This is a genomic window from Fusibacter paucivorans (assembly GCF_018390735.1).
Classification (GTDB): domain Bacteria; phylum Bacillota; class Clostridia; order Peptostreptococcales; family Acidaminobacteraceae; genus Fusibacter; species Fusibacter paucivorans.
Genome location: NZ_JAHBCL010000022.1, coordinates 14,855 through 32,163, shown reverse-complemented (window position 1 = coordinate 32,163; position 17,309 = coordinate 14,855). Strand labels below are relative to the sequence as shown.

Annotated in this window: 14 protein-coding genes; 3 read left to right on the top strand and 11 right to left on the bottom strand. The window is 42.2% G+C overall.

Annotation, left to right across the window (positions count from 1 at the left end; translation table 11 throughout):
* Positions 1-43: 43 nt before the first annotated feature.
* From KHM83_RS12885 to KHM83_RS12875, 3 genes are all read right to left on the bottom strand, one after another.
* Positions 44-1,333: a glutamate-cysteine ligase family protein gene (locus KHM83_RS12885; protein ID WP_213237435.1), complete on the bottom strand. Its 1,290-nt coding sequence runs from the start codon at positions 1,331-1,333 to the stop codon at positions 44-46.
* Between the two features lie 322 nt (positions 1,334-1,655).
* Positions 1,656-2,306: an HAD family hydrolase gene (locus KHM83_RS12880; RefSeq protein WP_213237434.1), complete on the bottom strand. Its 651-nt coding sequence runs from the start codon at positions 2,304-2,306 to the stop codon at positions 1,656-1,658.
* A gap of 173 nt (positions 2,307-2,479) precedes the next feature.
* Positions 2,480-4,258 (bottom strand): DUF4153 domain-containing protein, encoded by a 1,779-nt coding sequence (locus tag KHM83_RS12875; RefSeq protein ID WP_213237433.1) that lies wholly within the window; start codon positions 4,256-4,258, stop codon positions 2,480-2,482.
* Between the two features lie 82 nt (positions 4,259-4,340).
* On the opposite strand from KHM83_RS12875, the gene KHM83_RS12870 reads away from it, so the two are divergent.
* Positions 4,341-4,649, top strand: a complete 309-nt coding sequence (locus KHM83_RS12870) for a hypothetical protein (protein ID WP_213237432.1) — start codon at positions 4,341-4,343, stop codon at positions 4,647-4,649.
* Positions 4,650-4,752: 103 nt separating this feature from the next.
* Here the strand turns inward: KHM83_RS12870 and KHM83_RS12865 are convergent, their stop codons facing one another.
* The 4 genes from KHM83_RS12865 to KHM83_RS12850 all read right to left on the bottom strand — a co-directional run bounded on the left by KHM83_RS12865 (position 4,753) and on the right by KHM83_RS12850 (position 9,048).
* A complete protein-coding gene (locus KHM83_RS12865; protein ID WP_213237431.1) occupies positions 4,753-5,367 on the bottom strand; it encodes a glucosaminidase domain-containing protein in 615 nt (204 codons plus the stop codon).
* Between the two features lie 24 nt (positions 5,368-5,391).
* The gene (locus KHM83_RS12860; RefSeq protein ID WP_213237430.1) at positions 5,392-5,784 is read right to left on the bottom strand and encodes an OsmC family protein; all 393 of its coding nucleotides are present in this window, start codon (positions 5,782-5,784) and stop codon (positions 5,392-5,394) included.
* Positions 5,785-6,215: 431 nt separating this feature from the next.
* A complete protein-coding gene (gene lon / locus KHM83_RS12855) occupies positions 6,216-8,603 on the bottom strand; it encodes an endopeptidase La (protein ID WP_213237429.1) in 2,388 nt (795 codons plus the stop codon).
* 34 nt (positions 8,604-8,637) lie between these two features.
* Positions 8,638-9,048, bottom strand: a complete 411-nt coding sequence (locus tag KHM83_RS12850) for a MarR family winged helix-turn-helix transcriptional regulator (protein ID WP_213237428.1) — start codon at positions 9,046-9,048, stop codon at positions 8,638-8,640.
* 327 nt (positions 9,049-9,375) lie between these two features.
* Between KHM83_RS12850 and KHM83_RS12845 the strand changes: the two genes are divergently transcribed.
* Together KHM83_RS12845 and KHM83_RS12840 are read left to right on the top strand one after the other, a co-directional pair.
* The gene (locus KHM83_RS12845) at positions 9,376-10,440 is read left to right on the top strand and encodes a LacI family DNA-binding transcriptional regulator (RefSeq protein WP_213237427.1); all 1,065 of its coding nucleotides are present in this window, start codon (positions 9,376-9,378) and stop codon (positions 10,438-10,440) included.
* A gap of 153 nt (positions 10,441-10,593) precedes the next feature.
* Complete coding sequence (locus KHM83_RS12840; RefSeq protein ID WP_213237426.1) at positions 10,594-11,799, top strand: thiolase family protein; 1,206 nt, start codon at positions 10,594-10,596, stop codon at positions 11,797-11,799.
* Between the two features lie 291 nt (positions 11,800-12,090).
* On the opposite strand, the gene KHM83_RS12835 is transcribed toward KHM83_RS12840, so the two are convergent.
* From KHM83_RS12835 to KHM83_RS12820, 4 genes are all read right to left on the bottom strand, one after another.
* Positions 12,091-13,098, bottom strand: coding sequence for a hypothetical protein (locus KHM83_RS12835; protein WP_213237425.1), 1,008 nt, complete (start codon positions 13,096-13,098; stop codon positions 12,091-12,093).
* 242 nt (positions 13,099-13,340) lie between these two features.
* A complete protein-coding gene (locus tag KHM83_RS12830) occupies positions 13,341-14,549 on the bottom strand; it encodes an EAL and HDOD domain-containing protein (RefSeq protein ID WP_213237424.1) in 1,209 nt (402 codons plus the stop codon).
* A gap of 132 nt (positions 14,550-14,681) precedes the next feature.
* Positions 14,682-15,587 carry a DMT family transporter gene (locus KHM83_RS12825; RefSeq protein ID WP_213237423.1) on the bottom strand — a complete coding sequence of 302 codons (906 nt, stop codon included), beginning with the start codon at positions 15,585-15,587 and terminating at the stop codon, positions 14,682-14,684.
* A 289-nt stretch (positions 15,588-15,876) separates the two neighbouring features.
* Positions 15,877-17,304 (bottom strand): 4Fe-4S dicluster domain-containing protein, encoded by a 1,428-nt coding sequence (locus KHM83_RS12820; protein ID WP_213237422.1) that lies wholly within the window; start codon positions 17,302-17,304, stop codon positions 15,877-15,879.
* Between the last annotated feature and the right edge of the window lie 5 nt (positions 17,305-17,309).

Below are 17,309 nucleotides of genomic sequence, written 5' to 3'. Positions count from 1 at the left end.
CGCCCATGACCATGAACCGGCAAACGCCGACCCTAATCTAATGTTAAAGTGCAATAACTTCTAAAAAGCGTTCTTTATCCCGTTCATACATTTCCGACAGCCAACGCTTTATGGAACCATTTTCATTCGCTATGGAGCGAAGCATCATCAGCGGCCTCGCTTCAGCTGGCGTCAAAACCATTAGAGCATCATTCAGCAACATATCCTTAACTTCCTTAAAATTTATACCGTCAACGACTGGATTTATCTGTGTCAAGAGTGCCTCATTGGCTTTTTGTACCCACGTTTCATTGACGCCATTTGCCATTTGGTCATATTTTGTCAGCAACGCCTCATCATAGAAAATTGCTTTGATCAATGCCGGTACGCTAAGGTTATAGGGATATGGCATGGCATCTGCCATACGGATTTCTAAAAAGCCCTTCAACCTTACATCGGGAAATACCATCCCCATTAGGTGGTCAAAATCAGAATCGTCAAGTGGGTAATCATTTAATAAATCTCGCAGGACACGGTCTCCCGTATCATAATAATCGCCGTTGCTTTTAAGAACAATCGGCGGCAGCGCCAACAGATATGCTGCATAATCTTCGAAACCAAATTTTGGATCAAAACTGCCTTTAACAAATTTTGACCGCTTGATATCCGTTTGCTGCCAAATACAAACACGGCAGTTTTCCTGATCATAGCGTTTGCCTTCGAAAATCGGTGTTGAATCAAACAGACTCGCCATAATTGGCGATAACATTTGTGCAACGCGGTTCTTTTTATGATAATCCATTTCGTCTTTATAGTCGATTGATACTTGTGTTGATGCCGTTCCCTTCATCATGTTATGGCAGTATCTGCCATGGTCTTTAAAATAATCATACATCAAATGATAACGCTGTTTCGGCAAAAGTGTCAATTCATTAATTTTAGTTGCCGGATGATAGCCCAGTGACACAAGTCGCTGAGAGGGCAGAAGCATTCCCTTCAATTCATTGACAACTTCAAGATAAGCCGTTTCAATTGCCGCCAGTGTATCATAAGCTTTCAAGCTAATTTCAATTTGCCCGCCCGGTTCCAGCGTCAGCGTGTGTCCATTGCGTTTTAATCCCAGAATACGCCCTTTTTCAGCCAGTAAAACATCCCATCCATTTGCACTCAAAGCCTTGAAAAGCGCCTCTTGCCCATGCGTTTCATCATAAGCATAACTTCTCAGCGTCTTCGAATCTACCAAAAAATGTTCGAATTCAACGCCTAAAAGCGATGGCTCTGATACGGCGCGCTGTCTAAAAACAGTTGTCATTTTATTAATAAACGCCGCTTCAGTATATCGTTTTGCGTCCATTAGGATGCCTCCATTCTTTCGTCTTACTAAATATTATACGGTTATTCCCGATTCCTGTAAAGTTTATGGCTCCTAGGTTTATTAATGAATTGATAACAATAAAAGAATTTTTTGTAAACGCTTAACACCTTTTTACCGCACGCAGGTTGTCATCACTTAAAACGTCATTTGGCTTGTCACTAGATCCTGCGGTTAAGTTATCTATTTTACATCACCGAAACACAACGGTTCACTACCTTCTCATCTATTTTTTTCAGGCAGTGAACCTTCTCTTAGAATCAAAAAAAACTATCCAAATGATAGGCCTTCCCAATAGATTTTGCTAGGCGACAAGATCATTGTGCATTTTAACGATGTGCAACAAGTCCTCCGCTTCATTCAGAACATAATTTGGCGCTGTTTGAAGCTGAGCCGTGTCTAAAACAGACCAGCCTACAAAAGCACTGATAACACCGGCGCGCGCTGCTGCTAGAATATCGTTTTCCGTATCGCCGACGAAAATCACTTCATCCGGCCGAAGTGACATCACTTCGAGAACACGCATTAATCCTTCTGGATGCGGTTTAGTTTTTGCGACATCATTTCGTGTGATCTGATGTGTAAAATAATTGCCTATGCCGAGATGATTCAATCCGAGTGTCAGAATCTCACGTGAGTTATTTGTGACAATTCCCATCTCGATACCCATGCTGCTTAAATGGTTCAAGAGCATCGGCACACCCGGAAATACTTTCGCTTTGGTATTGTGGTTATGTTTGTACCAGATCTGAAACTGTGCCTCCATGATCGCAACTTTATCTGGATGAATTGCAGAGAGCTGGTCGAATAGTGATTTCCCGGACAATCCCTTCAATACGGATGTTGGTAATTTTTCGCCGCGATAACGTGTTGCCAAGTATTGGAGACCTTCAAAAATCAAATCATTAGTATTAATCAATGTACCGTCAAAATCAAAAATTGCTGCCTTAATCATATTTTAACCTCCTTCTACAAAGTTTGAGTCACTTTGCAATGTCAAAAAATTCCTTATGTTGCATCTCAAACTTATCGCTGTTTCGCAAGGAACTTCGCAATCATATGCCCTTATTGTAGCAAGCCAATTTAAAATTTGAATTAAGGCAGCGTTTACTTTCTATGAACTTTAAGTTAATCTATTTTATCAATTCGTAAGTAGCCTTCAAAATACTCAATGATCATCTCTTGTTGATGACTGGCTAAATCATTTGTTTTCAAGCCTGATTCATCCGGCGCGGCATTTGTCTCTGCTGTACGATAGCCATTAACATTGTAAAGAATCCACTTAATCGCATATTGTGCATCACCTAAAGTAATCTCCCGTTCGTCTTCGAAAGATTCCAGCGCGATCATTGACTTCACCCACGCCGTTAAGTCAACACGTTCTGATACCGCGCCATTACTGCTTTCAAAACGAACTTCAATAACATCGGACGATGCCGCTTTCTCAACATTGACATTGATATCAATTGCTTCCAGCTCAATTTTTAGAGAATCATAAGATGTTACCTTTAAAAGATAGTCGGCGCCATCCAACATCACCTTTGACATAAGCGATTCATCATAATGGCTAAAATACGTTTCCTTGTCTGGGACTTGGTAGCGATAGGTTCTTAAATCAATTCCCGTTCTGTTTTCAAATGCTTCTGCCGTTTCATTTTCTTCAGCCAGATAGAGACTGTCGACACCATAGGTATCGGCCAGATAGGTCGCCGTTAAACTAATCTCATTTTGTGATAAGACATCGAGATTATTCACGTTTACATTGCCATTTGTATCAAGTGCACCCAGCATCTCAATTTTACTCCGAAGCCGCTCATTTTGCTGTCGTCTTGCCAGACTGTCACCGGAAATCGGACCATAAAATGACAACAGTATCATTAGTACTGCGATAATGCCAAGCGGTACATTGGCGCGTTCACGTCTAAAAAAGATCAATACGACCGCAATGATCTCAAACAAGCCGGCAACTACTAACAGATATCTGGAAAGTGTTAAACCATAGAGATCAATACGCATCCACGCTGCCGCAAAGAGCATGCAAAGCGGCGCGATCATGCCAATCGGATAATACTTTGTCACTTTTGCCAGCCACTGCTGTTTTGATCGAATCTCGTTGAGGAAAAAAAGTGTCACCACGCTAATGAGACCATACCAGACGACAAGGTTGCCAATCATTCCTTCCGGAAATGTTCGCGTCAGTAGAATTTTTATAAAATAGGCATGAAGAATAACCGTATAAATCATTATTAGCGGCAGGACAATCCATGTAAACAGTCGTTCAAAAAGCATCGCATACGGCAGCTCACGCTGTTCACTTTTGGGTAGATGTCCCAAAAAGTGCATCGGCCCAAAAATACCAAATGAGATCATCATTAAATCCATATAAACCACTTCGGGCAACTGCAGTTCGAACAAGACATTGACTGTAAAATAAACAGCACTCGACCCTGCGAAGAGAATAAACGCATAGAGCACCGTCAAAAAAAATTTAGAAATATTGTAAAACAAATATTGAGAAAATGACACTGAATGCTTTAGATAAGGAACAATGAAAAATAAACTGTACAAAGCTGCCGATAGCGCTGTGTATTGCCGCATAAAGACATCATCTGGATTTAACGGTATCAGATAACCATAAACCGCCACAAATGAAACCGCGACAGCGACGTCGAGCCACTTGTGAAAAGCAAATTGTTCTTCGAGCATTTTCATAACGCCTGAGAGCGGAACGCCAATGGCCAGCGCCATCATTACTTTGTCTATGTATGGTGCTTTTTCCGAAGCATGGCTAAAATAAATAGCAATAACAACAAAGGCGACGGCAAAACCGATCGTTACGGGAAAGCGTTTAAACCCTTTCGCCAAATTTGCTTTAAAGAACTGAAACCACTGTTTGATCTTTGACATTTATGCCCTCCTTATCATAGACTTGACCCCTGCGCCTTTCGTGCTAGAATATAAAGTGAACACTTAAAGGAGGCGCCTCATAATGTTAGAAATGTTTATTAAATCCATTAAACTGGACGATGCCGGCAGAATTGTCATCGTCATTCAAGATCATCTTTCCGAATACTTTGTCAAAGAAGATTCTAAAAAAATGCTAAAAGATATGGCCGTTAAGACATTAGGCGATGATTTTATCAAACTCGAAATGTCCAAAGTTTCTGCACGCGTCACCGTGCGCGAAGGCCAATCAGAAGCATGCAAAGCTCGCATTCAGGAAGAACTCACTAAAGGCATTGAAACGGCCATGCAATTCATGTCGCAGATGCAAGATGACAAAGAAAGTGCAGAATAGCCGCTTTTTTGTATTATTTCAAATCAGTCAGGTATCGCACTAACAGCTATGAATAAAATTATTAATTATAAAACGGTGCTGATTCAGCACCGTTTTTGTCGCATCATGCCCCTGTCATATTTTGAACGTGCTTCTTAATGGCATTCGCCCAGTTTTGATCCGTTGCATACCGTTTATTGACAGCATCAATTGACGCGCCGTTGTAATATTTCCCACCTGGTGTCAAATAAGATGTTTTTAAATATTCCGCGACAGAATCGATCCCATCTTCAAACGTACCAAACGTCTTAGCACTGTTGAACGGCGACGCATCATATGCCTGAAAGCCAAAGAGATTTTGTTTTGACTGCGCAATACGACTGCTGCCATAAGCTGATTCATGTGCCGCCAATCCTACTAAAAACAACGCATTAACGCCATATTTATCTTCCGCATCCACAAAAGCCTGACCCAATCCAGCCATATTGGTGCCCTCAAGTGCTTGATCAATCATCGTTGCCGACGCACCGCTCCTTTTGGTAAGATCATTGAAATCCACAGTCCCCGAAGCAGATACATCATTGTCACTGTTTGCTGCTGCAGTTGATGCAGATGCCGACGGTTTACTGACATTTAACTTGTCCTGAAGAATTGACTGAAAACGCGCCTTTGTATCATAATAAGACTGACTAGGCGTAGGCGCTTTGGCAGACGTATTAAAATTAATTTTAAAACCCATTTCATCACACCTTTTCGGTAAAACCTACTGAAAATCCAGCGTATAAGACATTTCGGCCACTTTAGAAATCGTTTGATAGACACTGCAGTATTCCGTTGCAAGCTGCAAAGCCTGATTAAATCCCTTTTCCTTGCTTGCACCTTTTATCGTCATTGCAACATTAACCGTTTCAAGCGTTGTTGGCACCGTTGAACGTTTAACGCCATCAATACGAATAACCGCTTCTTCAAATGTCAATCGCTTTTTATTGACGATCTCTAAAAAAGTCGCATAAAGGCATGCACCTAGTGCACCGAGCAACATATCGTAAGGTGCGAGTGTTCCCTCGACTGCTCCAATTGCCGCCGTTGTATTAGGTGCTGTTAACGTCCCTGAAAATGTTTGGCTGAAATTTAACGCCACATGTTTTTGATCCATCGTTTCAATCTCCTAACGTACACGTTATCTTTATCGTTGCTTTTATTCTATCACATTCTCATACAGTTTCATATGAATATGCTTGCAAGTTTTAAAGGTGCGTGATATACTCATAACAACCCCCTCGATAGGGGGTATCCCAATCAGTAGCTTTCTATAATTTTCTTAATATGAGCAGGTAATATTTCTTACCTCCACCTCATCGTGTCCCAGTGACATGTTTCTCAAAACGAGAATATTCTTCTTGTTTTGAGATTTTTTTTGTCTGTTTTAAAGTGAAAAGCCGATATTCAAAGCCCATAAATGGTGCTTAAAATACCGGCTCAACCTTATTCTCATTAATGTGCTGCACACTGTATCTATATGAAACGCTTCTTTAATCGACATCACCGTTTCCGATCTGTCGGAACTCGGATATCAAAGCGTTGCTTTTATGAAGGCATGTGCATGCCGCCTTCAGCAGATTGCCAAAGCTGCTGCTCTACAAAATTGGCATCCGGCAAGTCAATGTCAAAGATTAATTTGACGACAGCTTCAATATTCTCAACCGGATAAAATGTCAATGCTTCAACCACTTCTTTTGGGACATCGGTAAGGTCTTTTTCATTCTCTTTTGGTATAATAACGCGTTTAACACCTGCGCGATGCGCTGCGATAATTTTTTCTTTAATACCGCCCACCGGCATGACCGAGCCTCTCAGCGTCACTTCACCCGTCATGGCAAAATCAGAAGGAACCTTTCTGCCAAGCACCAGTGATGAAATCGCCGTAAAGAGTGCAACGCCTGCAGAAGGACCGTCTTTTGGCACCGCGCCTGAAGGGACGTGAATATGCAAATCGCGTTTGCCAAATTCAAATCCAGCCGTTTGAACTGCCAGTCTGGATTTGACAAGGCTGAGTGAAATTCTCGCCGATTCCTTCATGACGTCGCCAAGCTTACCCGTTAAGATCAACTGACCGCCGCCAGGCATAAACGAACCTTCAATAAAGAGGATTTCACCGCCAACCGGCGTCCATGCCAAACCAGTGACAACACCCGGCACATTTTCCTTGCCGATCACATCATGTCTGGCAATCGGATGCCCTAAAAGCGTTTCCAATTCTGCTGACTGTACCCGATAAGGGAGTTCAACAGCATGCAAGACAATTTTTTCAGATGCCGCACGTGCAAGACTTGCAATCTGACGCTTCAAGTTCCGAACGCCTGCTTCGCGCGTGTAGACATCGATGACCTGTTTCAATGCCTCATCTGTAATCTCAAGCTCATGTCGCGTTAAACCGTGATCTTCCAGAACCTCTGGTATAAGGTGATTTTTAGCAATATGAAACTTTTCGTTATTCGTATAGCTGGAAACCTCAATGACTTCCATCCTATCAAGCAGCGGCCCCGGAATCCCTCTAAGCGAGTTTGCCGTTGCAATAAAGAAGACATCAGAGAGATCATACGGCACTTCAAGATAATGATCTTGGAAGGTGCTGTTCTGTTCAGGATCCAACACCTCGAGAAGCGCACTGGCTGGATCGCCGCTATTTGCCACTTGCAGTTTGTCAATTTCATCTAGGACGAAAATTGGGTTTGTCTGTTTTGCCTTTTTCATGCCTTGAATAATGCGTCCCGGGAGCGCTGCCACATAGGTGCGGCGATGTCCTCTCACTTCGGCTTCATCGCGAACGCCGCCGAGGCTCATTCTCACATAGGGTCTGCCAAGCGCTTCGGCAATACTCTTACCCAAACTTGTCTTGCCAGTTCCCGGAGGCCCAACGAGGAGTAAAATGCTACCTTGCTTTTCCTTTTTCAGCTTTAATACAGCTAAATGCTGTATAATGCGGTCTTTGACTTCTTTAAGACCATAGTGTTGTGATTCCAGTAGTTCACGTGCACTTTCTATGTCAATTTCAGGTGCTTTGAATTTACCCCAAGGCAAATTGACTAAAAGGTCGAGATAATTGATCACAACATTGCGTTCCGCACTTTGCGGTGAGAGGCCATCTAGTTTCGCCACTTCATCCAGCGCAATTTTCTGCACCTCTTCCGGCATCGTACTATTTTCAATCATCTCGCGATAATCTTTTTTATTGCTGCTCGGAGCATCCTCATTGAGTTCTTCTTGAATGGCTCGCAATTGTTCTCTTAAAAACGCCTTGCGGTAGTTCTTATTGGCTTCCGTTGAAAACTTGTCGGCCATTTCCTTTTGAAAGGCAAACAATTCCTTTTGCTTCATCAAAGCGTCGATCAATTTCAGACCTTTTTCACTATGGGAATGCGTCTCGAAAATTTGATACTTCTCTTCCATTGTTAAATTCATGTACTGCAGCAGTACACCTGCCAGCAATTCGATGTCATTTATTTCTTCAATATACTGAAGAAAGGGTTCGGATCCCTTAAAATAAATGCTGATATCTTTGACGAGTCCCTTAATATGCTTCAAGAGTTCGGCTAGCGGTGCACCTTCCAAATCATTGACATCCGGCGAAATGTCATATTCCGCCATTAGCTCGCCCGCTTCTTCGTAAAAACGTTCAACGCGAACTTTCTCGAGTGCCTTTATATTGAGTACATAGAAATCATTTTCATATCGAATATTTTTAACTTCCATTAATACACCTGACTTATAGAAGTCTTTTATTTCATAGGACTGTGATTCCTTTGCTTCTTTCACCGAAATCCCAAGTGCCATCATCTGGTCTTCCACAAGGCGTTGCTCTAAATTATGACCTGCCTCACGTCTAATTTTAATCGTAATTTCATTGCCTTTAAAAAGAACAATATCCGAAATGCCTAATACATTTAAAATGCGTTTTTCCTGATCGCCATACATAGTCCATACCTCCTTATTTATTATTATCTCTGTATCATTTAAGGCCTTCCAGCGCTTCAATGAGTTTTTGAACAGCCTCTTCATCAAGTTCCAACGTGATTTTCTCCGCTAATCGCACGACGCTGAGCTGTTCCATATGTGCCAGCTTCTCACCTTTATCGGTTAGCTCAATATAATACTTTCTACCGTCTGCCTGACATTGGCGCTTATGCACCAAGTCGCACCTTTGCAGTTTTTTAATGGTTTCAGTCACCGTAGGTTTGCTTAAATTTAAAGATTCCGAAAGTTCGCTAATCGTCGTTTCATGCAGCTGATCGACATATTTTAAATAGTTGAGTTGCGTCATTGTAATTTGGCCGGCGTTCAAGTCGTTGAAAATTTGAAAAGTACATTCACCTTTTAGCGTCAGCAAACGCTCTAATGCTTCTCTCAATGATTCTTTCACAACTGCCTCCTCAAATTAGTTAGTTTCATACTAACAAACTATCATAATTGAGAACGGATATCTACTAACATTCTTTGAAGGATTTGTTACAAAACTATTAACATTAAGTGTTCTCAATTAAAAACATTCTTTTATACCGCTTTTAAATGGTTCTTACAAAAAAATTTAATTTTTTTATAAAATTCGAAGACAACGCAAACAAAAAAGGCATATAATAAATTAAGAACTGTTAACGGTCACAGTATTTATATAACTTTGACTGTTAACGGTCACAACTTAATATCTTTAGCATTTCGGATAGAAATCATAACAAAGAAGGTTATCAGCATGTCTATTGACAAAAAAACAACAATCCGCGAAGTCGCACGCTTTGCGAATGTCTCTATCGGAACTGTTGACCGCGTACTAAACAATCGCGGCAATGTAAGTCTTGAAAAAGAAAAAGCCGTCAAAGAGGCTGTTGCAAAATTGCAGTATGAACCCAATCGCGTAGCACAGTCATTGGCCAAGCAAAGACGCAAAGTTAAAATCGGTATTACCTTCCCAGATGTTGAACGTTATTTCTGGGCAAAAGTCAAAGACGGCATTGACCGTGCTGAAAAAGAACTACAGCCGCTTGGCGTGGAATTTGTTGTCCACACGACGTCAAGCTATAATATCGAGGAACAGGTTAACGCACTTGAAGCCCTTAAAAATCAGGGTGTCCATGGCATTTGCATGGTCCCTCATCACTTTCAAAAGCTCAACAGTACGATTGATGCTTATGCGGAAGCAGGCATTCCCATCATCACATTTATCAGCGATAGCCCTGAAAGCCGCCGCCTTGCCTATATGGGCGTCGATGACGTCAAGAGCGGTGAAACGGCTGCTAAACTCATGGGCCTTTATCTTAAGGGTAAGGGAAAAATTCTTATTTTTGCCATTCATCGCGAAGTACTCTGCATCGATGAACGCATTCAGGGATTTCTCCACAAACTCCATTCAGAGTTCCCTGAAATTGAAGTCATGAATGTCTACGATGTCAGCGGCGGCAATCATCTATATGACTACGAAAACTATCAGGACGACGTCCAGCACTTAACCGAACGCATCCTGCTCGAATATGAAGACCTGCAAGGTATTTATGTTACCAACAGTCTGACGAATTACGTCGGCAGAGCTGCACTTTCTTTAGGCTTTCAAGACAAATTATCGATTATCGGGCACGAAACAACCGAAGACACACGGCACCTTATGGCGACGAATACGATTGATGCACTCGTCTGCCAAACGCCGGATATCGAAGTTTATTATGCTGCAAAACAAATGTACGAATATTTAGCCGTTCCATCAAAACCGCTTAATCTGAAATTTAAGCGCCGCAGCACGATTCTAATCAACGAATTGCTATAGATTATCGGTCAAAGGAAGACACACCGTTGACATTTTTTATGTCATTGGTTATTTTTCTTCAAACTGTGACCGTACACAGTGCTCAAAACACATCATTTTCATCACAAATTGATGTGTTGAGATAAATTTTTACGTAAAACAGAGGGAGGTTTTATGAAAACTCATGAGGTAGTAGTGGTAAGCGCCTGTCGTACAGCGATTGGCAAGTTTATGGGAAGCTTAAAAGATGTTTCTGCCAGACAACTTGCAATGACAGTCGGCAAAGAAGCGATTACACGCGCGGGGATTGAAGCCGATATGGTTGATGAAATCTGCATGGGGCAACTCTACACGGGTATGCAAGGTTCATTGCCTGCAAGACAAGTTGCCATGCGCATTGGCATGCCGCATCGAAGCAATGCTGTCAGCGTTAACCAAAACTGTACTTCCGGCATGCGCGCACTGGAAATCGCATGTCACAACATCATGCTCGGCAAAACGGATATTGGTTTGGTCGTTGGTGTTGAGAGCATGACAAACGCACCTTATTTATTGCCAAAAGGACGTTCAGGCTATCGTATGGGCCCGGGAAAGATTGAAGATTCCATGCTTCACGACGGTTTATACGATGAACTTTCTGAAGGTCACATGGCAATGACAGCAGAAAATGTCGCAGAAAAATACAATATTTCCAGAGAAGCCTGTGATGAACTCGCTGTTTTAAGCCACAAACGCGCGACACAGGCAATCGAAGAAGGTCGTTTCAAACGCGAAATTGTTCCGGTAGAACTTAAGTCGCGAAAAGGTGTCAAGTTCTTTGATACTGATGAACACGTTATTACCGATGCAACCATGGAGAGCGTTGGGGCACTCAAAACGATTTTCAAAAAAGACGGTGTCGTGACCGCTGCAAATGCTTCCGGAATCAATGACGGCGCAGCTGCAGTCATTATCATGTCAAAAGAAAAAGCAGAATCACTTGGTATTAAACCACTTATGAAACTGATCAACATCTGTGGTGAAGGCGTCGATCCAAAATATATGGGAATTGGCCCTGCCTATGCCATTCCTAAATGCTTAAAGCAAGCTGATATGAAATTCGAAGACGTCGATTACTGGGAGATTAATGAAGCTTTCGCAGCACAAGTTCTAGGTGTTGAAAAAGCTATCAAGGAAGATTCGGGCATCGAACTCGATTTTGATAAAATCAATCACAATGGCTCCGGCATTTCACTGGGACATCCAGTGGGCTGTACAGGACTTCGCATTATCGTATCACTTTATTATGAAATGGAACGAACCGGTGCCAAAGTCGGCGGTGCATCACTCTGTGTTGGCGGCGGTCCATCTATGGCATCACTTTGGACAACGGAAATCTAATGACCGGTAAAAATCTCAGCACATAAATCATTAAATAGAAACAATTCTGTAACAAGCTTATTGCAATTGCTATCGTTATAAAAACAAGCATCACATTAAATGCGATTGGTAGCGTATTTAATGAAAAAAGGCTGTTTCAACGCATTTAATATCATTGCGATGAAACAGCCGTTTTTTATTGTCTGTTTTTCCTTTGCCTACTAATCATTTTATATCTTACACATTTTTTGACATCTTTTTTTACCCATTTGTGTTCTAGTCATTTTGTGTTCTATTCATAGGGTAAAATCCTTAAATCTTCAAATCCACTTCGTGGATAACGCCCGCCTTACCATCTTCACTTAAGTATATACTGCTTCGCTTAATGGCGCCTGACAATTCCATCGCTTCTTTAACCTGATAATTGCCGTCCACTGCTCCCAAGTAAATCGCGCCGACGCCCGTTTCACTTAGAGCCAGCATTTCAGAGCTGCCATCTTCGTTATACTGTAGAATTTTTAGGTTTTTATAGATATAGTCCCCTTCGTCGATCCAACCATTATGATCCATATCATAGGCGGACAGCTCCGAAAAACCGCTGCCGGATTTCGGGCCAAATAGCTCACTGCCGTCGTCAATTCGACCATTGTCATTCTTATCTAGGGCAAGGAAGCCGCTTCCCGGTGCAAGCCCTTTAAAGGTATCTTTCCGGCCGTCCAGATCAATATCCATCTCAACGTCAAAATGATCAAACGCAATCCCCTTTCCATCAAAATTGATGACAAGCGGATCCTTTACTTCCTGTGTAAAATCAAGCCTTGCCGAATTTGATGCATAAAAAGCTCTGCTCATGTTGAGCTGATAGTCGAATGAGATTTCCTTGCCATCTTCTGTGCGAACAATGCCGTTTGAGTGGTATTGGAACGTTTCTTCCTCAGCATAGGTTCTGTCAAATGAAACCGATACATTCTGCTTCCGAATTTTGCCGCCAGTGGCAAATGTCGAGGCTGCAAGTACATTATCCGGCCCAAAGCTCACACCCCTTTTCTTCGGAATTTTAACGACCATCCTAAATTTAAAAGGCTTGCCGGTAATAACGGACAAGACGTGTTCTAAAAGTTTGACTTTCACCTGATCTTCTTCAGATAATTCAAAACTCTTGTCGTCTTCAACGTTTTCACTTTTGGCAAGCCCAAGAGGGCTCAGGTTAATGACTGGATCTTCCAGCATTTCTTCCACCTGAACCGTCAGCTTTTCGCTTGCGCTTCGCGTAAGGCTCGTTTGAACCTCTTGCTGAACCGCATAACCACTGATTTTCATTTTTTACCTCCTTGCGTCAATCCATAGCTTCCATGCTACCCGAGGCAATTACATTATTATCATTTCAATCCTTTCACCACAATATAGACAGCCTTCGCAAGGCTAAAATTCAACATATTGCGACAAAGGCTCAACTTGAGGATATGATGCAGTTGCCCTACATATGTACAGACTATTTATCGGCAATTTCGAGGCAAAACTTTATGAATTTTCAGAATATTATTCTGTTGAAAAACAATTTTTCAGTTAATCATCGACGTCATTTCATTTGCCCATTTGACAGCTTCGAGATAGTCTGTCATCAGCGCATAAGTTGGAATATTAATTTTTTTCGCCTCTGCGGCTGCTAAATCAAAATCTGCATTTTCATAAGCCAGCATCAGCGCATAGATTGGATAGAGCGGCCCGGTGTGATCGCAGAGTGCCATTTTAATGTTTTTCGGAAGTGCAATATCAACAAGTGCATCTGTCATTGATTGATTGAGCATTGCATCAATGGTACTAAAGAGCCCCATCATGGAAATTTCATGCTTAACGCGCTTAAGGTTTGAATGAACACCGATGGATTCTGCAAACTTTGAACGAATAAGAGACAGCGTTGTCAGTTCTTTTGGCTTATCTGAGCCAAGATCCTGCACCATTAAAATACTGACCCAGCGTTCGATTTCCCGAAGCCCCATATAAGTCAGTGCGCGTTTAATCGAATAAACGAGGTCATCACCAGAACGCGACTTGATGACGCGCATCAGCCGGTAAGCCAAGTTGACATCTTTTTCAATAATCTCAGCCATCACCTGATAAGAGGGCTCTTCCTTTTTGAGTTCATTGAGTATATTGAGGTACTGCGATTTTGAATTGAGCTTTGAGGCCGATTTTTTCATCACGACGGGCTTGCTGAAAAAATAGCCCTGAAACAAGGTAAAGCCCATTGCTTTTGCTTCATTAAAAACGTCTTCTGTTTCTATTTTTTCTGCCAGCAGGACTTTATGCTGCATAAGTGCAGCGGCAACCTGAGTGCGAATCGTATCCAATGGCGTTAAGAGCAGGTCGAATTTAATAATATCGGCATAGGGAACGAGCGGATAAGATTCAAAATCTTCTACGAAGTCATCCAGCGCAATGCGGTAACCCTTTGTCTTTAGCAGTTTAATCCGCTCAATGAGCGACTCATCAACAATAACATCTTCAAGTACTTCAATAACCATTGCATCCGTTGCAATAAAATCCGGCAGATCTTCGTGCAAAAAGTGTGCATCAAAATTTATAAATGCTTTTTTTCGATTGGTAATTTCCTCAATTCCAGCCTCATAGAGACTTGCGAGCACACCTGCTGTCGCCCTTGTCGCATCTGTACCATCGAATACAAGTGTCGATTCCTCAGATCGATAGAGCAATTCATAGCCATATACATCCAAATTTGTTTTAAAAATCGGTTGCCTTGCAATATACATACGCATTCCCCTTTATCTATGAAACATCTCAATGCCTTTATATGTATGCCTGCTGCATGATATTTCATGCAGCTTCATTGTGAATGATTTGTAAACATTACAATGTTTGCATTCTCAAAATGTTTTTTAATATCATTGCGTCTTTGCCTCAGCGGGTTCCACTGAGATAGATTTTCGCTTCGGGAGCTGGAGTTCAATGAGTAAAATCGCGATAAAAATTAAGGCACAGCCAAAGATCATACGTGATGTCATCACCTCATCCAGTATTAAAATACCAAAAATGGCAGCAAAAATGGATTCCAGCGATAACAGCATGGACGCATGTGAGGGCGGTGTATGACGCTGAGCAACTGTCTGGAGTGTAAAACACAGACATGTCGAAAAAGCGCCTAAATAGAGCACGGCACGCCATGCCTGCCAAGATAATTCTCGAGGCAGCGGCTCCATAAAAATCGCTGAAACCACAAAGAGCACTGACGCGACGAGCATTTGCAAATACGACAATTTCAGCGAAGACATCCCCTTGCCAAAAGCATCGATGGCAATAATGTGAAGCGCAAAAAACACGGCGCAAATAAGCGTCAGCGTATCACCTGCATTCAAAGAGAGCGCCCCCTGATAACTAACCAGTCCAATTCCCACAAAGGTCAATGCGCTTCCCAAAAACACCTTCTTCTTCGGCATTTTCCTGCTGATTCCCCAATGAATCAAAGGAACCATAATCACATAGGTCGCCGTCAAAAAACCTTGTTTTGAAGCTGTCGTATATTGCAACCCCACTGTTTGAAAAGCAAAACCAAGAAAGAGAAAAAAACCGACGATACTTCCCTTTAGCCATTCTGAACGTGTTATGCCGCCAATTCTACGATGAAAAAAAATCGTAAAAATAATCGTTGCAATCATAAACCGAAGCGCTGCTAATACCATTGGCGTCAATGCATTGAGCCCGTCTTTAACGGCGATAAAACCGCCGCCCCAAAGCGCCGCTACCAGCAAAAGTGCCGCATCGGAAAAAAGTGTTAAGTGCTTATCTTTCATATTAAACCTCATGATTGACCGCATCGCCCCAAAGGATAGCAAATGCGCCTAAAAGAAACCGGATTCACAATACACTTCGCCTGTGAACACCGGCTTTCTCTCATCTGTTGTATGCGTTTAACGCTTTTGTCATTGTTTAATTCTATTTTACTGTTCTTCAAGAAAATAATCAACATCTCACACGCTCTCTACATGCAATAAAAAAACGTACGGTGCGCCAGTTTTTTCATCGTATCAAGACTGGCGCCGTACGCTTAATGATGGATAGCGCTAAACGGGATCCCCCGGTTTATAGCATTTCAATTTTCAAATTTTCAAAAACTTGGACGGCACTGTTTGAGGTCTTCTCTTTTGCCTCACCTGCATAGCGATCAAGTGCTTTTAAATCTTTGGGACCATGGTGCATGGTAACCGGCCCTTTGATACAACCGCCCTTACAAGCCATTCCTTCAATGAAATCAGCTTTTAGTCTTCCAAATTTCAAAAGCTTCAACGCTTTGTCACATGCGGCAATACCATCACATGCTTCTACGTTGACATCTGAAACGCCTTTTTCTTTCAAATGTCCGACAACCGCACCACTTACACCACCACTGGCAGCAAATTTTCTACCATAGTAAGAAGCGTTATCTAAAGGCGCTCCTTCCAACGTTTCAAGATCAATATCGCGGGAATCAATAAGTGCTGCCAGTTCTTCAAAAGTCAGAACAAAATCTGTATCTGCCGTTTTATTTTTTTCCTTTTTCTTTGCAATACAAGGTCCTACAAAAACCACTTTAGCCGTTGGGTCTGTCGCCTTGATCAAGCGTGCTGTGGCAATCATTGGCGATATGGTTTTTGAAACATGCGGCAGCAGTTCAGGATACTGCTGTTCAACATACATCACAAAGCTGGGGCAGCAAGAACTCGTCATCGTCTTGCCGAGATTCTTCATTTCCAACAGTTCTTCTGCTTCATGAAGTGTTACAATGTCTGCCCCCAATGCAACTTCGACAACATCTTTAAACCCTAAAAGCTTAAGTCCCTGTACAACTTGGCCTAAGCTGGCATATTCAAACTGTGTTGATACAGCTGGTGCCACCATTGCATAAAGATTTATATCAGCGTCATTTAGAGAGCGAATGACTTCTGTGATTTCTGATTTGTCTTGGATTGCACCAAAAGGGCATTGATAGACGCATGAGCCGCAAGAAATACATTTATCGTGATCAATCACCGCTTTTTTGCGATGGTCAATCTTAATCGCATCCGTTGGACAATCACGTCTGCACGGTCTCATCACATCTGCAATTGCATTGTATGGGCAACTTTCTTTACATCTGCCGCATTCGACACATTTTTCCTGATCAATATGTGCTTTGCCATTTTCGATGCTAATGGCACCTACTGGGCAGCTGCCTTGGCATCGGTGAGCAAGACAGCCTCGACACGCTTCCGTTACATAATAACGGTCCACGGGGCACTTATCACAAGCTGGTTCGATCACTTCAATGACATTTGGCACATAGGGATTGCCGCCAATTGCAAGCTTGACACGCTCGGCCGTAACCGCGCGCTCGTGGTATACACAACATCTAAATCGCGCTTCCGGGCCGGGATTGACCAGCACGGGGATCTCTGGAAGCTTCGATTCAAGCGTGCCTTCAAAAGCATATCGCGCAACCATTTTTAAAACTTCACTTTTTACCATCTGTACTTGATTTTCATATTTTCTCATGTTTT